We start from the raw sequence: 20269 nt of genomic DNA, 5'->3' as shown, positions 1-20269 counted from the left end.
TCTTTACTTTCAATGATTCTTTATTGCCCAAAATTCTCTTATAGTGGATTCAGTTTAAAAGAGATACAAGGCAACCGAGTGCAGATGTAACTGTGATACTTCAAGCGAGGTTAACGCTGTAGCTCTTTTATAAAGGATTGACTATATTACGTAAAAACAGAAACGGACGAGCAACGATGGCGGACACGCAAAACTCAACAAATTCAGACAGCAACGATAACGCTAATCAAGCCAACCAAACCGATCAGGCAGTTGCTTCAGGCAATGCTTATGAGCTCATCAAAAAACGTCTGACGGAACAAGGCGGTCGTTTAGAGCAGCAGACGCAGACGCTCAATAATGCGCGTCTCGAAGAGTTTGGTAGCACCCAAATGCAAGTCATCGCCCGTACTCGTATTCGTACCGAGTACAACTGTGTGGCACAAGACATGGTGCAGGTCGGCGATTATTTGCTGTTTGGCTACAACGTTTTTATGGGGCTCAAACGCGCGAGCAATATCAAGGATGTATTGTCGTTATATCGTCTGAACGAGCCAGCTGGTAATGAAGAAGAGTATCAGCTCGAAGAGGTCGATTTAAAAGGAACGTTTTTAGATCAAGATGCCTTTGTTCAAGATTTCAATGAGTTGTATCGATATTACAAGCAAACGCGCCTGATTCAAATAACGGTGAAAGACAGCAAATTGCTGTTGGCGTTTCAGATTGGCGAGCGTATCACCGATATTCGAGTGTTCCGTTTCGCGCTAGATTTTAGCCAAGGCACACCAGAGTCAGCGCAAGTCGCTTATGTGGACAATCGAGGCGAGCGTGATATTGAATTGCCGCCTGCTTATGATTTTGACTGGATTGAGACCACACGCGAGCAAATGGTGAATGGCAAATATCCGCATATGAATATCTTAGACACGATATTTGTAGAAACGGTCGGTGGTGATTTGACCATTAAGATTGAGGACAATACGCAATCAGGGCAAGGTATTTATAGCGAACCGGTCAATGACCGTACCCAGTCGCTGACGGATGCTGAGATTGCTTATGCCAAAGTCGGCAGTCTAATACTGCTTAAGATACTGCCCTACCGTGAAGAGGACTACCGTTATTTTGTTTATAACACCTTGACCGAAGCGGTGCTGCGATTGGATGCGATTGGACAGTCGTGTGTTCAGCTACCAGAAGATCACGGCATCATGTTTCCGGGTGGTTATTATCTACAGACGGGTGAGTATAAGCTGTTTGAGGCCAATAACGTTGGTGCTACTGACTTACGGTTTAAGCGTAAAATTGTATCGCCGAATGGGGAAGATGTTCTATTCTTATTTTACGACCGAGACTTGGGCGTCACGGGACTGTTTCCTTATAACCTGATTAAAAAGCAATTGGCAAACCCTATCTATTGTAACGGCATGGCTTTGGCTGAGAATGGCCGCTTGGTACTGTTCAGTGACCAAAGTGAGCCATCTCGTATTCATCCGATGCAGATATGGCACACGCCTTACGCTTCACATGAGTATGTCAGTGAGTTGCCAGAGAGCACGAGCTTCTATGGCAAAATCGGCAATAAAGAACTGGTACGTGGTATCTCAGATCTTTATAGCATTACTCGCCTGATTGACAATCAAAGCGTGTCACAGAAGCTCTATGAAGAGCTTACCAATAATACCAGCCGACTCTTTGACAGCTATTACTGGTTGTCTGAACCTGAGCTGAGCGAAGTCGCCAGTAGTATTAAAGAGGTGACGGCCACGGCTGAGCTAGTGATTGATGAGTTTGCCAAAGTACAAAGTATCCAGAAGCAAACCCAAACTGCGCTAGCCGATGCTGATACGCAGCAAAGTGAGATTTTGCGGCAGATACGCGTCACTAGCTTTGAGTCTGCCAGTGATTATGTCGATCAGTTGTCAGCGTTAAGACGCCAAAAAGGCCGTTTGGTCAGCTTGGAGGATTTGCGCTATCTAGATGCCGATAAGTTACAAGCGCTGCAAAAGCAATTAGAAGAGGCAGAAAGCGAGCTGGCTGAAAAAACGGTATTGTTTTTAAGTGGTGAAGAAGCGCTATCAAGCTACGAAGGCATATTGGTCGATGTCAGTGAGCGCTTAAACACAGCAGAAACCAATGCTGAACTAAAACCAGTACTAGAAAAAATTGATGAGACAGCGCAGGGGTTAGATTTATTAACCGAGTTGCTAGGCACATTAGATGTGGCCGATGCCACGGTGCGTACGCAAATCATCGATGACATATCGACCATTTATGCCAGCCTAAACCAGAGTAAAGCCAAGCTTAATCATAAGCGCAAAAATCTAGGCTCAGCTGAGGCCGTGGCGCAATTTGGCGCGCAGTTTAAGCTGTTCGGTCAGTCCATTGCCAATGCGTTATCCATTGCCAATACGCCTGAGAAATCAGACGAGCAAATGGCGAAATTATTGGTGCAGCTAGAAGAGTTAGAGAGCCAATTCGCTGATCCAGAGACCAATAGTGGCGATCAGTTTTTAGCTGATATTATTAGTAAACGTGAAGAGATTTACGAAACCTTTGAAAACCATAAGCAGCAATTGCTCGATGCTCGTAACCGTAAAGCGCAAAACTTAGGTGATGGTGCGCTGCGGATGCTTGAAAGTATTAAAAAACGCACGCAAAGTACGGGTGTCACGGGCTTTACAGAAGAAGAAGCGTTAAATACGTATTTTGCGGCTGATGGTCTGGTGCAAAAGGTGCGCAACATCGCAAAAGAGCTGCAAGCGATGGGCTTTAGTGTCAAAGCCGATGACATCGATGCCCGCCTAAAAGCCATCCAAATCGAAAGCTATAAGAGTTTAAAAGACAAGTCGGACTTGTTTGAAGATGGTGGTCAAATCATCAAACTGGGTAAGCATCGTTTTTCGGTTAATACTCAGCCATTAGATTTGACCTTATTGAGCCGTCAGCAGTCAGATGGCAAGCGTGTGCTGAATTTGCATCTAACGGGTACAGATTATTATGAAGTGCTTAATAATACTGAGCTAAACGCCTTGCGCCCGTATTGGGACATGAATATCGCCTCCGAGTCTGACAAGGTGTACCGCGCCGAGTACTTGGCGTATAGCATTATTGAAAGTGCTAAAAATAGCCAAGATGGACTAACCGAAGCCCGTTTATATCAAGCATATGATGCGACTATCATTACCCTCGATGTTAATGGCGATATTGATAACGACAGTCCATTGTCCAAATTGGTTAAAGCCTACGCCACCCCTCGCTATCAGCTTGGGTATGACAAAGGCATTCATGACCATGATGCCACGCTATTATTGATGCAAATATTGCCAACGTTGCGTGAGGCAGGGCTACTGATTTATACCCCGCAAGTACGAGCATTGGCGCAGTTGTTTTATTGGCAGCTAAATATCGTGCAAGCGCTTGGTTTGGATAGCTTACGTCAATTTGGTTATGACAAATGGCTAAATGAATCAGTGCTGACACGTGCAAATAATTGGACGGATAGAGCCGCGACCGCTGAGCAATTGCGCCGTGCATTGGGCAGTGATACGGCTAAATCTTTATTGGTCGAGGACATGAGTCAAGTGATGCGTCACTTTGTTATGGCTCATAATGATGACAATATTGGTAGTGATATCGGTGCTAGCGTTGATAAAGATGGTAGCGTTGATAACGGTGCCAATATTTTCAAACCAAGCTACGTTCAGCTTGCTTGTGAATATTTGGTGAGCGTCATAGGACAGTCAGCTGAATCGAATACTGGCGCATATAACACAATAAACTGGCAAACCAGTCAACAAGCGCAGCAGTTGTGTGAGCAGCTAAGCCAAACGTTGAATAGCGCATCAGGTGGCACGCAAAATACCGCCAATTTTGACCAATTACAATCTTCTATCAGTAAGCTTGGCCTTCAACCCAAATCAGCCTATGAGCTACTAGCCACATGGTTTCATGCACTACTTGATAAGACTTATGGTGGTACTGAGTCGGCGGATGGCACGGATGAGGCAGGCGAGACACTCAATGAAGCGCAGCTTGCTGAAAGTAAGGAAAAAGAGGCGCTACGCAAGCAACAGCTAGAGAGTGGCCGTCATTATGTGCCAGAAGCCATTGCCGTCTTGCTTACCCAGTTAAATGATGCTCAGCGTGAAGCCTTGGTGCAACGATTGATTGATTCAGGTGCTAGCTTTAACAAAGGGCTAGGCAATAAAGGGTTGGGTAATCAAGGTTTAGGCAGTAACGGACTAGATAATCAAGGCACAAGTGGCAAACCATCGGCCTTGTCGTTTTCATCAATCACCTCATCAACGCCTTCATTGACCAGTATTAATAATCCGCTTAATCAAGTGCAAAGCTTTGAGCGTAGCACGGGTAAGGTATCGCTTGAGATACAAGTCAATAACCTGCTGGGTGAGCATATACGTATTTATCAGCAGACCTTAACCTTTGCCGTCGATGATTTCTTAAATCGTTTGCATCATCATGATACCCAAGTTATCCCTGCCTATAGACGTTATCTGGCCATGCGCTCAGAGATATTGCATGACTCAAAAGAGACGTTGCGACTGGACGAATTTATGCCGCGTCCATTGTCCTCGTTTGTACGTAACCGTCTGATTAACGAGAGCTACCTGCCGCTCATCGGTGACAATCTTGCCAAACAGATGGGCACGGTCGGCGAGGATAAGCGTACCGATTTGATGGGTATCCTCATGATGATATCGCCACCAGGGTATGGTAAAACCACCTTGATGGAGTATGTGGCAAATCGTCTTGGTCTTATCTTTATGAAGATTAACTGTCCGTCCCTTGGTCATGACGTCACCTCATTAGATCCCGAAAAAGCACCCAATGCCACTGCGCGAGAAGAGCTGAATAAAATCAACTTGGCCTTTGAGATGGGCAATAACGTCATGCTTTATCTCGATGATATTCAGCATACGCATGCAGAATTTTTGCAGAAGTTTATCTCATTGGGCGATGGTACACGCCGTATCGATGGCGTCTGGCAAGGTAAAACCAAAACCTATGACATGCGTGGCAAAAAGTTCTGCGTGGTCATGGCAGGTAACCCATATACCGAAAGTGGCGAAGCCTTTAAAGTGCCTGATATGCTTGCCAACCGTGCCGATATCTACAACTTAGGCGATATCATGAGCGGCATGGAAGAGGTGTTTGCACTCAGTTATATCGAAAACTCGCTGACCTCTAATACGGTCCTTGCACCAATGGCCAACCGTGACTTAAGCGATGTGCATCGTTTGATTAAAATGGCAAAAACAGACAATGCCAACCTCGCACAAGCACAAAGCAGCGATCTGACGTATCCGTATAGTACTTCAGAAGTTAACGAGATTATCGCTATTTTGCGTCATATGTTTAGGGTGCAAGAAGTCATTTTGGATGTCAACCAAGCTTATATTGCCTCCGCCTCGCAAGATGACAAGTATCGTGTTGAGCCGATATTTAAGCTGCAAGGCAGTTATCGTAATATGAATAAGATGACCGAAAAGCTATCGGCAGTCATGAATGAAGAAGAGCTGAACCAGCTGATAGACGATCACTATCTGGGCGAGTCGCAGCTACTGACCCAAGGCGCAGAGAGCAACTTGCTCAAGCTTGGTGAGATGCGTGGTGTCTTGACCGAAGCAGAAACAGAGCGTTGGGCGCAAATCAAAGCCGACTTCCTACGTAACAAAGCCATGGGCGGCGAAGATGGTGATACTGGCGCACGTATCGTCGCCCAGTTGGTCGATTTGGCCAGTGGCTTCAATGCCATCAGTAGCCAGTTTGAGACATACTTAACGAAAAACGACCCAGAGCAAATCGCTCGCTTACGAGAAGCAGGTCAACAAGCGCAACTCGATGCCCAGTTAAACGCTCAATTAGAAGCACAAAAAATCCTTGCCGATAGCGTGCTCAATAATGCCAAAGTTGTCAGCGACAGCATTGATAACGGTTTTGAAAAAAGTGTGAGCCAATTGCTACAAATATATAAGCATGATCACAATGCTGGAAAGGCAGAAGGCGAGTATCTCAAGCAAAACCAATATGCACAAAAACAGCTCATGGTGCAGCTAGTCAACGCTGTTGAACAACTGGCGCAAAAAATGGCGGATAGCTTGTCTAATAGTTTAACTGAGAGCCTAGCTAAGAGTGATGAGAATCAAGCGGCAGATAGTGATATCCCTGATATTCATCAGCAGACCGCATTGATGGCAACTGCCCTCAAGCAAGCGTTAGAGCCATTGACGATGCGGATGGATGAGAAGCTGGCGATTGATACCAGCACCGATCAATCAGGCAAGTTAATCGTCAATAGTCTCAATCGACTTAATAAAATCTTTGATGACTATGATTAACAACTAATGCTGATGCTTAGCATTCATGAATAGCACTATAAATAGGGCTTATGATTAAGAGACAGTGGTAATATAGTCGGCAACAGCTACTTTGGATACAATGACAGCGAGTAAGGTTGCTACAAACAGTAGGTTAAGCAAGACTGACACCGTATCCGATGGTAGTGAATCGACTATATCAAACCAATGAGAAAATTATGGCGCACAAAAAGAAGAACGTCCGCAAAAAACTTTGCCCTGTCTGCGAGCGCGAATTTAGTTGGACTAAAAAGTTGGATAAAAACTGGGAGAGCATGGTCTATTGCTCAGACCAATGCCGACGGGTGAAAAAGTATGAAGGTTTGGATCATCAAAAAGAAGCTAAATAGGCAGTAAACATTAACAATAGATATTAGATATACGGCACAAGGGGGCAGACGATGGCACATAAAAAAGTAAATCTACCGCAAAAAATCTGCCCCGTCTGCCAGCGCCCATTTACGTGGCGTAAAAAGTGGGAGAAAGACTGGGAGCAGGTGATTTATTGTTCAGAGCGGTGTCGGCGGGGTAAGGGCTTGAAAGTTAACTAACTAAAATAAATCTAAAGTAGCAGGATTGAAAAATGGCTAGAAAAACTGAGAATGACTTTACAGAGGCTACCAAAAAGGACTTAAGAGACAGGGTAGCTAATCTTTGTTCTAATCCTGAATGTAGAAAGCTTACTATCGCTGCAAATTTAGAAACCAGTGACAAGACTACATTAATCGGGGAAGCTGCACATATTTGTGCTGCTAGCTCTGGATTAGGGGGTGCTAGATTCAACAAGAATATGACTCGTGAAGAAATAAAATCGATCAATAATGGTATATGGTTATGTAGAAACTGTCATAAAAAAATTGATCGTGAACCTAATGCCTATACTGTAAAGGTGCTTAAAAACTGGAAAGTTGAGGCTGAAGAATTTGCTAGTGAACGATTAGGTAAAAGCTTTAATGTTGAGAGTTTAGATCGTGAGTGGTTTAAATTCCAAGTTGAAAATGAAATTAAAGACTTAGGTGTTAGATATAGTAAGAAATTGAATGTTGAAATAAATGATATATCTAATAGTTTTGAAGCTTTATTAAGAAGTGAGAGTTTTGAGAAAGTTATTTTTAGTGTACTTAACCAAATATATGAAATATTTAGTGATTTCAAGATTGATATAGGAAATGATAGTGAAGTAGTCAAATCAATTGATTCTATATTAGCTGAATTAAATTCTAGTTGGCATAAAGTGTTAGATAAAGGTGTTGGAGATACATCATTTTTCGTTGTTATGAAAATGGTTAATAGTATTGGACCTCAACTTAACGACCTGATAGCAAACAAAAATGAGAGCTATAGATACTTAACTGAAGATAAAATCTGGGAGTTAAGAGACATTATAGAAGAGTTTGAAGGTGTTAATTTCAAACTTTTTAATAATCCATATCTTGTTGTATACGGTAGTGCAGGTGTCGGCAAGTCTCACTTGCTAGCCGATTTAGCCTCAAGCATTATAAGCAAAAATAACAAATGTATCTTGATACTGGGACAAAAGCTTAATAGTCTGGATAACCCATGGATTCAGATTTTAAGAAGCGAATTAAGGCTTGAATACAACGAAGATCGTCTATTAGAAATTTTAAATGACATAGGTAAAAGACAAAAAGAAAGATGCTTAATCATTATTGATGCACTTAACGAAGGGCAAGGGAGGTATTTCTGGAATAACTCATTGGCTGGATTTATTGAGAAGTTCAAGAGATATCCATGGGTTGGTTTGGTAGTATCTGTACGCACTGAGTATAAAGACGAGATTTTAGAAAATATTAAACCATCTATAAAAAATGGTGAAATTAGTGAAGTATTACATGAAGGGTTTGAGCATAATGTCATCGAAGCAGTTCAGGAGTTTTATAAGCATTATGACTTGCCGTTACCCACTGAACCAGTATTGGAGGATGAGTTCAAAAACCCTCTTTTTCTGAAGATTTATTGTGAATACAGAGCGAGTAAAATCAGCAACGAATATTCGATCAATCTTATAACAGATGTTTTTGATGAGTACCTGAGGAAAATAAATTTAAAGCTATCACATGTAACTATGCTTAATTATCGGAATAAAACTAACTACGTAAAAAAAGTATTACTTAAAGTTGCAGAAGAGATATATTTAAAAAATGGTAGTCAAATCACTTATCAGGAAGCTTTAGAGCTTGTTATTTCTAGTTATAGAGTATCAGATGCTGAGAACTTTTTACAAATGCTTTTAGCAGAGGATTTATTGCTTAGTTACTATGATAGAACCACTGAGACTGAGTATATATATTTTGCTTTTGAAAGATTTTTAGACTTTCTGACAGCTGACAATATTTGTAATAGTATTAATAGTGCTACTGAGTTAAGTACAGTCTTAACTTGTGACAATCTATCTCTTACCTTCAAAGATACTAACTTATCAGTTGGAGTTATAAGTATACTGGCAGTATTAATCCCAACAAAATTCAAAAAAGAAGTTTTCGATGTGTTTCCAACACAGTCACAATATATGCTCTCTATTTTAGGAAAAGCTTTTATAGCGAGTTTATCTTGGAGAAGCGAAAGTAATATTGATGTAGTTAAATCTAAGATATTCATCATTACACATGTTTTTAAAGATAATGATCTTTTTAGTGATTTTATAGATTTGATGTACAAAATTGCAGGACGTGAAAACCATCCGTTTAATGCTAAGGAACTGCACTTCTGGTTAGAAGATATGAGCATGGCAGATAGAGATGCTATTTGGACAGTTCATATAAGTAGTCGTATATATGATACATCTTCAATACTTAGTTTGATTGATTGGACTAAGGAAGCCTCTTTTTCTGAGCAGTTATCCAACTCTAGTCGTAAACTGGTGGGAATCAGTCTAGCGTGGCTATTTACTACGACAAATATTAAACTTCGTGATAGTGCGACACAAGCACTTGTTAAGCTGTTTAAGGACAACTTATTAATTGCTATGGAAATTCTAGAACTATTCATAGAAGTAGACGATCCTTATATTATAGATAGGTTGTTTGCATCAGTTTATGGAGCTGTTTTAATTTCTAAGCAACTTAAAGGTTTAAGTAATATTTGTAATTATCTAGTAGAAAGGTTCTTCTCGAAAAATGAGGTTTATCCAAATGTACTAGTAAGAGACTATGCTAGAAATATAGTAGAACATGCTCAAAATAAAGGGATAATTCGTTTTAATGAAAAGACGCTTCAATCATGTAGACCTCCATATAAAAGTAAATTTCCAGCTAGTTTGCCAACAAGAAAAGAAATTGTCGAAAAATACCATCCTGAAGGGATACTAGAAGGTGACCCTAAGTATCGTTTTGTAGGTAGCAGAATTATTAGTTCGATGACAACTGAATATGCGGTTGGTATTGGAGGTTATGGAGATTTTGGGAGATATACATTTCAGGCTGCATTTAGTAACTTTGATTATTTAGATGTTTCAAAACTAAGTAACTATGCAGTACAACTTATTTTTGAGCAGTATGGGTACTCTTTAGAGAAGCATGAGGATTTTGATAAATATGAGGCAGCTAATGGTGACCGCCATACTAATACAATAGAAAGAATAGGTAAGAAGTATCAATGGATAGCATTGTATGAGGTTTTTGCGAGAGTGTCTGATAATTATAAAATGATAGAACCATCTACTAAGTATGGAGAAAAAGTTGTAAAGGTATGGTATGACGGAGCTTTAGATACTTGTCTTCGAGATATAGACCCTACTTTTATGGCTCCTAGAAAAAGTGATGTAAAATTGATTACCAACCCAATTTACGAAGATTGGAGTGACGATTTTGAAAGTTGGTCACAATCTAGCGAAAACTTAATAGATCCTCACAATCTTATCCTTAAGAGCTTTGATGGTGATCAATGGTTGAGTTTGGAACAGCACATTGAGTTTGCTCCGAAACCTAACTTGGGTGAAAATATTCATTCAGGTAACTATCAGAGGGTTTGGTATCGAGTTCAAGCGTATCTTATTAAAAATGATGAGTTTGAAAATGTAACTTTATCTCTAAAAGATAAGAGTTTTATGGGTAATTGGATGCCTCAACCTGCTGAAGAGTATTATTTATTTAATTTAGAATACTATTGGTCACCATTACTTAAAATGTATGATAACCCATATTATGCAAGATACGGATGGCAGGATATAAAAACTGATTACAATCAGAGTTCTTTGGGTAAAGCTTATGTTTGCTCTGAAGAACACAGATGGGAAGGTGGAAGAAATTCAGATCTGGCTTATAGTGTAATTTCTCCTAGCCAGTTAGTATCAGAAAAACTAAATTTAACTAACTCTGAGTATGCTGGTGCATGGTTAGATCCAGATAATAAAGTGGTTTTATTCGATGCTTCATTATATGGCAATGATAGAGCTAATTTACTCATTCGCAAAGATAAGTTAGAAGAATTACAAGAGAAAACAGGATGTAGAGTGGTTTGGACTATATTGGGTGAAAAAACAGCAATGGGTAAAGGCCGTGATGGAAGCAATAAAAGGCTTGAGATATCAGGGCTATATTATTATGAAAATGGAGAAATTAAAGGTAAACAGAATTTCTTTATAGAGTAGTTATAACAATTTTTATTAAAAGAAAAACCTGCAACCACAATAAATACCTGAAAAGATGTGAAGCTATGGCTAACCTCGGTTACCGGGTTATATTGTTAGTCTAGATTGAAAGGCTGAAGCAAAATGGAATTGGCTACTTAAGTAACTATCCCACTCATTAGATACCTCTCTAGAAATTGCTAACTAAAACTATCCTTACAAATTTGGATTTAACTTCTACCTAGCATCTCTCTTAGCAAATATATTCGCAACCAACGCACCACTAAAGTTATGCCATACGCTAAAGATCGCACTAGGTAAGGCAGCGACAGGATTGAAATAAGTTGCTGCAAGGGCGGCGCCTAGACCAGAGTTTTGCATGCCCACTTCTATCATAATCGCGCGGCGTTGTTTCTCCGTAAATCCAGACAAGCGAGCGATTACATATCCCAAGGTATAACCCGTCATATTATGTAATGCAACCACGATAAATACGATAGCACCGCTGTCTAGAATAGTCGCTTTAGACACGGCCACCACAGCCGCGATGATAATAGAGATACCCAATACCGACACCATCGGTAATACCTCGGTGACGAACTCGATCTTTTTACCCAAAAATTTATGAAAGATAACACCCAGTAATATGGGCAAGATTACGATTTTTGTAATGGTTATCATCATACTGGCCAAATCGATATCAATCAGCTGCCCCGCAAAAATACTGAGCAGAATAGGGGTTAGAAAAGGTGCAAGTAGGGTAGAGATAGAAGTAATCGCCACACTCAAAGCCACATCACCTTTGGCTAAGAACGTAATCACGTTACTAGAGGTACCGCCCGGGCAACAGCCAACCAAGATAACACCGACTGCTATTAAAGGATCAAGGTTGAAAATGACCGTTAATAAGTAAGCGATAAGAGGCATTAGCGTAAACTGTGCTAATAGGCCTACCAGTACAGGCTTTGGTCGTTTGACAATTTCCAGAAAATCTTCCGTTTTGAGCGTCATGCCCATCCCAAACATAATGATGCCAAGTATAGGAACGATCAAAAAAGCCAACGAGGCAAAGAATTCAGGAAAAACAAATCCCAAAACAGCACTGACCAATGCCCAGATTGCAAAGGTTTTGCCAATCCAACTAGAAAGTAATGCAATCTGATTCATAGCCTGTCTCACAATAATAAGAGTAATAGAATGTCTAGTAATTTAGCATGGTTATTATTAGCAAATGATAAAAGTATTTTGTTATTAAGCGAGCAATAAGTTTGCTTATTTAACGCAAATCACTACCCCATAAAAAATGGCTTACCTATATTAAATAAGTAAGCCAAAAAAGAACTATTAGGTTTCTATAACTTGATTAGCCAATCGACTATAAATTCGGATTTAACCATTTCTCAGCAGTTTTCATATCCCAGCCTTTACGCTCAGCATAGCTCTCTAACTGATCACGGCTTATCTTACCGACATTGAAGTACTCACTGTCAGGATGCGAATAATAGAATCCGCTGACCGATGACGCAGGCCACATCGCATAGCTTTCGGTCAAAGTCGTGCCAATCGCATCTACCGTACCGAGCCAATCAAACAATTTGCCTTTTTCCGTATGCTCAGGACAAGCAGGGTAGCCAGGTGCAGGGCGGATGCCAACGTATTTCTCTTTGATCATCTCATCATTGGTGAGTGACTCAGTCGGTTGATAGCCCCAATACTCTTTACGGATGAGCTCATGTAGATGTTCAGCGAATGCTTCAGCCAAGCGATCAGACAATGCCTGCACCATAATGGCATTATAATCATCACCTGCCGCTTTGTACTTTTCAGCGAGTGCTTCTGTACCCACGATGGAGACGGTAAAGCCGCCCAAGTGGTCAGTATGTGTCTCTGATGGCGAGATAAAGTCCGCCAAGCTAAAGTTCGGCTTACCACTGGCTTTGTCGCTTTGCTGACGTAAGTGTTCAAACTGATAGGTTGGTTTGCCGCCATCAGCAGGCGTATTGTCGTAGACCGTGACCGTATCGGCACCAGTACGGCGCGCAGGCATAAGCTTAAACACCCCTTTGGCCACGAGTGACTTCTCATCGATCATCTTTTGCATCAGCTCATTGGCATTTTCAAATAAATCACGAGCCGCTTCGCCAACCACATCGTCTTGCAATATTTTCGGATACTTACCGACCAGTCCCCAAGAGATAAAGAACGGCGTCCAATCGATATATGGCAGTAGGTTGATAATAGGGTAATCATCCAATATCACTTGGCCTAACTTATTAGGCACTGGTGGCACATAGTTTTCCCAATCGTACTGAAATCCAATCTTGACCGAGTTCGCATAAGAGATCTTGGCCGCTTTTGGCTGACGCTTGGCCAGACGCTCACGTACTTTGACGTACTCTTCGCGTGTCTCATCGATCAGCGCTTGACGATGCTCTTTTGATAATAGCTTGGTGACCACACCGACTGAGCGTGAGGCATCAGTGACGTAGATGACGCCATCGTTTTGATACTGCGGCTCAACCTTGACCGCAGTATGCGCTTTAGAGGTTGTGGCACCGCCAATCATCAATGGTAGCGTCATGCCGCGCTCTTGCATTTGCTTGGCGACATAGACCATTTCATCGAGGCTTGGGGTAATCAAACCAGACAGACCGATGATATCGACTTTTTCGGCGATAGCGGTATCAAGGATTTTTTCACAAGGGACCATCACGCCCAAATCGACAATGTCGTAGCCATTACAGCCAAGTACCACGCCGACGATATTTTTGCCGATATCATGCACGTCACCTTTGACGGTCGCCATCAGGATTTTACCTTTGACTTCGCCCTCGACTTTTTCGGCTTCGATGTACGGGTTCAACCACGCAACAGACTGCTTCATCACGCGGGCAGATTTCACGACTTGCGGTAAGAACATTTTACCGGCACCGAATAGATCACCGACGATATTCATACCGTCCATGAGTGGGCCTTCGATGACTTCTAGCGGTTTGGGATATTTCTCCCACGCTTCTTTGGTATCGGCTTCGATAAAGGTGGTAATACCTTTTACCAACGCATGGGCAATACGCGCTTCGACGGTGCCTTCACGCCAGCTCATATCGACTGTGCTTTCTTTTTTCTTACCACCGTCTTGATAGTTTTCAGCAGCTGTCATCAAGCGTTCGGTCGCGTCTTGACCTGTTTCGCCTTGATTGCGGTTGAGCATGACATCTTCGATAGCGTCACGAGCTTCCTTTGGAATGTCATCGTATAACTCAAGCATGGCTGGGTTGACGATACCCATGGTCAGGCCATTGGTAATCGCATGAAATAGGAAGACGGAGTTGATGGCTTCACGAATCGGGTTGCCACGGAAACTAAACGACACGTTAGACACACCACCCGATACCATGGCGTTTGGCAAGTTATCCGTAATCCACTTAGTGGCGTTGATGAAATCCGCACCGTAGTTGTTGTGCTCAGTGATACCAGTGGCAACCGCAAAAATGTTCGGGTCAAAGATAATATCTTCAGAAGGGAAACCAACTTCGTTAACCAACACATCATAGCTGCGCTGACAGATTTGGATTTTACGCTCGTAAGTGTCGGCCTGACCATCTTCATCAAATGCCATGACGATAACGGCGGCACCATAGCGCATACAGAGTTTGGCGCGCTCGACAAACTCAGCATGACCTTCTTTTAAGGAGATAGAGTTGACGACAGATTTACCCTGAGTGCGCTTTAGACCTTCTTCGATGATGTCCCATTTAGAGGAATCAATCATGAGTGGTACGCGGCTAATATCTGGCTCGCCAGAAACTAGATTGATGAAGTGAATCATCGCCTGCTTGGAGTCGAGCATGCCCTCATCCATGTTAATATCGACGATTTGCGCGCCGCCTTCTACCTGATCGCGAGCGACATCGAGCGCTTCGGTATAGGCTTCGGTTTTGATCAAGCGTAAGAACTTTTTAGAGCCTGTCACGTTGGTACGTTCACCCACGTTGACGAATAAGCTGTCTGCTGTGATGGTAAATGGCTCAAGTCCAGACAAGCGGCAGGCAGGAGCGATTTCAGGAATCACGCGCGGCGCATAGTTTTTCACCATGTTAGCGATTTGGCGAATGTGTTCTGGTGTCGTACCACAGCAGCCGCCCACGATGTTTAAGATGCCCGCTTTGGCAAAGCCTTCAAGCAATGCTGTCGTCTCATCAGCGGTTTCATCATATTCACCAAACTCATTGGGTAGGCCTGCGTTTGGATGCGCTGACACATAAGTATTGGCGATATTAGATAACGTTTGAATGTGTGGGCGCAGCGCATCAGCACCAAGCGCACAGTTGAAGCCAACCGATAATGGTTTGGCGTGGCGAATTGAGTTATAAAATGCTTCAGCCGTTTGCCCTGATAAGGTACGACCTGAGGCATCAGTAATCGTACCCGAAATCATAATTGGTAATTCAAAACCAATATCATCAAACACGCCAGTAATGGCAAATATCGCTGCTTTCGCATTCAGCGTATCAAAGATTGTCTCGATTAGGATAAGGTCGACACCGCCTTCTATCAAGCACAAGGTCGCTTCGCGGTAGTTGAGTACCAATTCATCAAAGGTGATATTACGAAAGGCTGGGTCATTGACATCAGGTGATAGCGAGCACGTGCGTGAGGTAGGGCCTACGACACCAGCGACGAAACGTGGCTTATCAGGTGTCTTGGCAGTGAACGCATCTGCTGCACTGCGGGCAAGTTGAGCGGCTGTCCTATTTAACTCAGGTACCAAATATTCCATGTCGTAGTCGGCCATGGATAGACGCGTACCGTTGAAGCTATTGGTCTCGATAATATCCGCGCCAGCAGTCAAATGATCGTTATGAATGTCTATAATCATTTGCGGTTGCGAGAGTACGAGCAAATCATTATTGCCGCGCACATCTTGGTCTATATCCGCAAAGCGCTCACCACGATAATCTGCTTCTTCTAATTTATAGGTTTGAATCTGCGTACCCATCGCCCCGTCTAACATCAAAATTCTTGAGGCCATTTGCTCAGTGATACGGGCACGTGCTGTTAGCTGCTGCTCTTTATATGGAAACACGGCAGGTGGCGTGAGGATGAAATCATCAGCAGATTGCGCTGAGCTAGAGGTGGCATCATGTTGAGAAGTAATCGTTTGAGTCATAGGAGCGCTGCTTATATCGTCAATGTCATAAAAGGAAGGAATAACAGATAGGGTGTAAATGTATATAAAAGGCGTCGAAAAAGTCGCATTATTTTAGCATGAAAATAATATCCCACGCGGGATAGTGCTTATTCCTCTTTGGCAATATGGCAGATACAAAATCTGCTTTTTGAGCCATCAAGTTTGGAGTTTATTGCATAAAATAAATAGGCACAAATGAATATCATTTCGTTTAAAGATTACATAAAGCTTTGTTTTTAAGGTTAAAACCTATCAAGACTATTAAAAGTCCGACAGAACTTACATGCCTACGACAAAAAGTAGCGTAAAAGTGAATTCATAAGGCTTTTCTATATGTTAATTTAATTTCAGAAGAATTGGCTGTTGGTAAGAAAAACTTACAAGAAAGTGTTCATTGTTATTACTATTTGATAAATATTATCAATAGCGCAATTAACACATTCTAAAGCCAATTATCTACTCTGTAAGTCAGTAATACAATAATCAAGAATGATTCAATCATTAAGGGATATATTATGAAAATTACTAAAATTGCTACTATCGGTACACTTGCTCTTTCAATCGCAGGCCTAAGCGCTTGTAATAATATGATGCCAAGCAAAAGCGCGGATATGAAAGCGCCAATGCACAGCCAATCTATGGCAAAAATGAATGTCGTACAAGTGGCGCAAAGCAATCCTGAGTTCTCAGTATTGGTAGAGGCAGTACAAGCAGCCGGTCTAGCAGGCATGTTGTCTGATCCTAATGCTCATTACACCGTATTCGCACCGACCAATGCTGCTTTTATGCAAGCATTACAAGAAACAGGTATGACCAAAGCGCAGTTGTTCGCTAACAAGCCTTTGTTAACCAAGGTATTAGGTTATCACGTTGTGAGTGGTGATATGGCCATGTACGCTAAAGACGTTAAGCCTGGTAATGTCATGACAGCCAGCAAAGATACCTTGATGGTAACTAAAGAAGGTAAGTTGATGGATGAAAATGGCCGCACAGCTAACATCTTGAAAACTGACATCGCTGCTAACAATGGTGTGGTACACGTGATCGATAAAGTGTTGTTACCTAAATAAGAGTAATCAAAACCTGATATCTCTACTTTCTATAGGGTAGAGATTGAGCCAATAACAGCCGTTATCTGTATGAGTCAATAATCAGATAATGGCATTTTTAGATATATAGTATGTCAAATAGTGCTACTTCAAAATAGCGTATTAGCAATTATAAAGCAGTTGTATTGCCGATACGCCATATCTAGAATAAAAGTCAACAACAGCGTACACGTGATTGATACAGTGTTGCTACCTAAGTAAGTACCAATTAAAAATTAAACCGTTAGAATTATAGTTATCGATATAGCGAATTTGATATCAGGACTGGATAATAAGTAGTCAGTACTGTCTGCAAGATATCAGTCACTTTTATCTTTATTTAAAATGAATATTTGTTAATCACATTATTTAATTAATTATCTACAAGGAAATACCTATGTTAAAGAAAAACTTACTATCTATCGCCGTAGTTACAGCCGCCATGTCACTAGCCGCTTGTAGTGACAAAGAAGCCGCTACTGATCCAGTTGATCCTGAAGTTACCACTGAAGAAATGGCAGTTGAGCCAGTTGCTGAAGCTGATCCAATGGTTGAAGCAGAGCCAATGACTGAAATGGACATGGAAGCTACACAGACTATCGCTGAAATAGCGGCAGGCAATGAGAACCTAACTATCCTTACAGCAGCGCTTCAAGCCGCTGGTCTTGATACTATGTTGATGGAAGATACCAAATACACAGTATTTGCCCCAACTGACGATGCTTTTGCTCCAGTACTAGAGAAGCTAGGCGTGACTAAAGAAGAGTTATTGGCTAACACTGATTTACTTAAGAAAGTACTTCCTTACCATGTAGTACCTATGGAAGTTAAAGCTGCTGATATCCCTTACGCTACTGATATCAAAACCGCTAACGGCGCAACGATTTCTATTAGCGATGCTAACGTCATTACAGATGCTACTGGTGGAACGGCTAACATCACTGGTACTGACATCATGGCAACCAATGGTGTGGTACACACTATCGATGCGGTATTAATGCCTGAGTAATTTTTTACAGACTACTGGTCATGACTTATCAGTAGTTGACGTATAGATAATACTGAAAGAGCCTAGCCATTGAGCTGGGCTTTTTTGTGCCAATATATTTATCTTGGTATTTTTTACGACGATCTATAAGAATATCGGCACAAAAAAGCCCGAGACAATAGTCTCGGGCTTTTTATACGCAATGAGTAGGATGTAGCAGTACCAAACTAAAGAATATTATACGTTGTCTTTACGTAGTGGATCTGCGTTCATTCTTTTTTGTTCAGCTAGATGACGCTCTTCCCAATACGGTGCGTTTTTGATACCAAATTTGGCAGGATCAAAACTATAGCGTTTCACGCCAGCTTTACGCTGAGCTTCATAATCTTTTAGCATAGTCAGTGTTGGACGAGCCACAATGAAGATGACCAAGATACCAACAATATTGAGCCAAGCCATGAGACCAACACCAATATCACCAATAGCCCAGATATAACCAGCTGAATTCAAGCCACCGTAGGCAACCATCACCATGATTAGAATTTTGACTAAGAATAGACCAGTTTTATTGGCACCGCGACCGAGGAAGCGAGTCAAGTAAGCCACGTTTACTTCAGCGATGTAGTAGTAAGCCAAAATCGTAGTAAAGGCAAAGAAGAATACTGCGATGGCAATAAAGGTATTACCATAGGTGCCATAGACAGATTCCATTGCCATTTGCGTAAAGGCAGGTGAGTTAATCTCAACACCAGCTGCAACATTCTGTACGATGAACTGACCATCTGGAAGCGTACCTTGAATGTTATACATGCCTGTAGATAAAATCATAAAGGCGGTAGCAGAACAGACTAGCAACGTATCGACATATACTGAGAATGCCTGTACTAAACCTTGCTGTGATGGATGCTCAACTTCAGCAGCAGCAGCAGCGTGAGGGCCAGTACCTTGTCCAGCTTCGTTAGAGTAAATACCACGTTTTACACCCCAACCAATAGCAGCACCGAAACCTGCTTGGGCAGTGAATGCATCACCAATGATCATCCCAAATACATCTGGGATCAAGCTGACGTTAGAGAACATAATAATTAAGGCTAAAACGATATAACCTAGTGCCATAAAAGGTACAGCAAACTCGGTAAAAGTTGCAATACGCTTAATACCACCAAAGATGATGATACCTAGAACGACTAGAATGATACCTAGTGCCACTAAACGCATAGAGCCAACTTCTAGGCCTCCGACGTTCATGATAGTACCTTCACCCATCACCTGTGCGAATGCACTGATAACACCGTTTGCCTGTACGCCTGGTAAGAACATACCGCAAGCTAAAATAGAGGCGATGGCGAAGAGAATACCGTACCATTTTTGACCAAGGGCACGCTCAAAGTAATAAGCAGGGCCACCGCGATATTCGCCAGTAATCACATCTTTTTCTTTGTAAATCTGTGCAAGGGTAGACTCGACGTAGGCAGTAGATGCCCCTAAGAAGGCCACAACCCACATCCAAAATACTGCACCTGGACCACCGAAGCCGATAGCAGCAGCTACCCCAGCGATGTTACCCATACCCACGCGTCCTGCGAGTGAGACGGCAAGTGCCTGAAATGATGAAATACCTTGTGCGCTAGATTTACCGGTGAATAGTAATTTGATCATTTCACCGAATAGACGTACTTGTACGAAGCGCGTCATAATGGAATAAAACAGACCCGCACCCAGACACAGATAGATCAGTGCAGGGCTCCAGATAATTCCGTTTACTAAATTGACTAAACCTTCCATATGTATATTCCTAATACTGTCTCAAAGTGGCTATTAATACTAATACCGGCGTCAACCAATTGCTCTAGTGGCTCACTTAGTTTGCCTGCATAGACTTACACATCTCGTTAAGTCTTATATGTACTTAGCCACTCAGAATGGACTGTAGTTGTCTGTATTTATCCGCTTGGCCTATTCGCAACACTGACCATGTGTATACCGCTCATCAGAGTCAATTTCAAAATGAGCTGCAGTTGCAATCCTTTGCTGTCTTCATTATGCGGTACATCCAGT

Annotated in this window: 9 protein-coding genes; 6 read left to right on the top strand and 3 right to left on the bottom strand. The window is 42.0% G+C overall.

Annotation, left to right across the window (positions count from 1 at the left end):
• Positions 1-176: 176 nt before the first annotated feature.
• The 4 genes from J5X94_RS13105 to J5X94_RS13090 all read left to right on the top strand — a co-directional run bounded on the left by J5X94_RS13105 (position 177) and on the right by J5X94_RS13090 (position 10965).
• Complete coding sequence (locus J5X94_RS13105) at positions 177-6338, top strand: DNA repair ATPase (RefSeq protein WP_210541536.1); 6162 nt, start codon at positions 177-179, stop codon at positions 6336-6338.
• Between the two features lie 197 nt (positions 6339-6535).
• Entirely contained in the window at positions 6536-6706 is a 171-nt protein-coding gene (locus tag J5X94_RS13100; protein WP_102077519.1) for a DUF2256 domain-containing protein, read from the top strand.
• Between the two features lie 51 nt (positions 6707-6757).
• On the top strand, positions 6758-6907 hold the full coding sequence (locus J5X94_RS13095) for a DUF2256 domain-containing protein (protein WP_210541535.1): 150 nt from the start codon (positions 6758-6760) through the stop codon (positions 6905-6907).
• A gap of 32 nt (positions 6908-6939) precedes the next feature.
• Entirely contained in the window at positions 6940-10965 is a 4026-nt protein-coding gene (locus tag J5X94_RS13090) for an HNH endonuclease (protein ID WP_210541534.1), read from the top strand.
• A 216-nt stretch (positions 10966-11181) separates the two neighbouring features.
• On the opposite strand, the gene J5X94_RS13085 is transcribed toward J5X94_RS13090, so the two are convergent.
• Positions 11182-12111, bottom strand: a complete 930-nt coding sequence (locus J5X94_RS13085) for a bile acid:sodium symporter family protein (protein ID WP_210541533.1) — start codon at positions 12109-12111, stop codon at positions 11182-11184.
• A gap of 208 nt (positions 12112-12319) precedes the next feature.
• Positions 12320-16114, bottom strand: coding sequence for a methionine synthase (gene metH / locus J5X94_RS13080; protein ID WP_210541532.1), 3795 nt, complete (start codon positions 16112-16114; stop codon positions 12320-12322).
• 536 nt (positions 16115-16650) lie between these two features.
• Between metH and J5X94_RS13075 the strand changes: the two genes are divergently transcribed.
• Positions 16651-17205, top strand: coding sequence for a fasciclin domain-containing protein (locus tag J5X94_RS13075; protein ID WP_194621195.1), 555 nt, complete (start codon positions 16651-16653; stop codon positions 17203-17205).
• 415 nt (positions 17206-17620) lie between these two features.
• Entirely contained in the window at positions 17621-18232 is a 612-nt protein-coding gene (locus J5X94_RS13070) for a fasciclin domain-containing protein (protein WP_194621194.1), read from the top strand.
• 216 nt (positions 18233-18448) lie between these two features.
• On the opposite strand, the gene J5X94_RS13065 is transcribed toward J5X94_RS13070, so the two are convergent.
• A complete protein-coding gene (locus tag J5X94_RS13065; protein WP_010196574.1) occupies positions 18449-19996 on the bottom strand; it encodes an alanine/glycine:cation symporter family protein in 1548 nt (515 codons plus the stop codon).
• Positions 19997-20269: the final 273 nt, after the last annotated feature.

The sequence above is a fragment of the Psychrobacter sp. K31L genome (genome assembly GCF_017942195.1).
GTDB lineage: Bacteria > Pseudomonadota > Gammaproteobacteria > Pseudomonadales > Moraxellaceae > Psychrobacter > Psychrobacter glaciei.
This window is presented reverse-complemented; position numbering and strand designations above follow the sequence as displayed.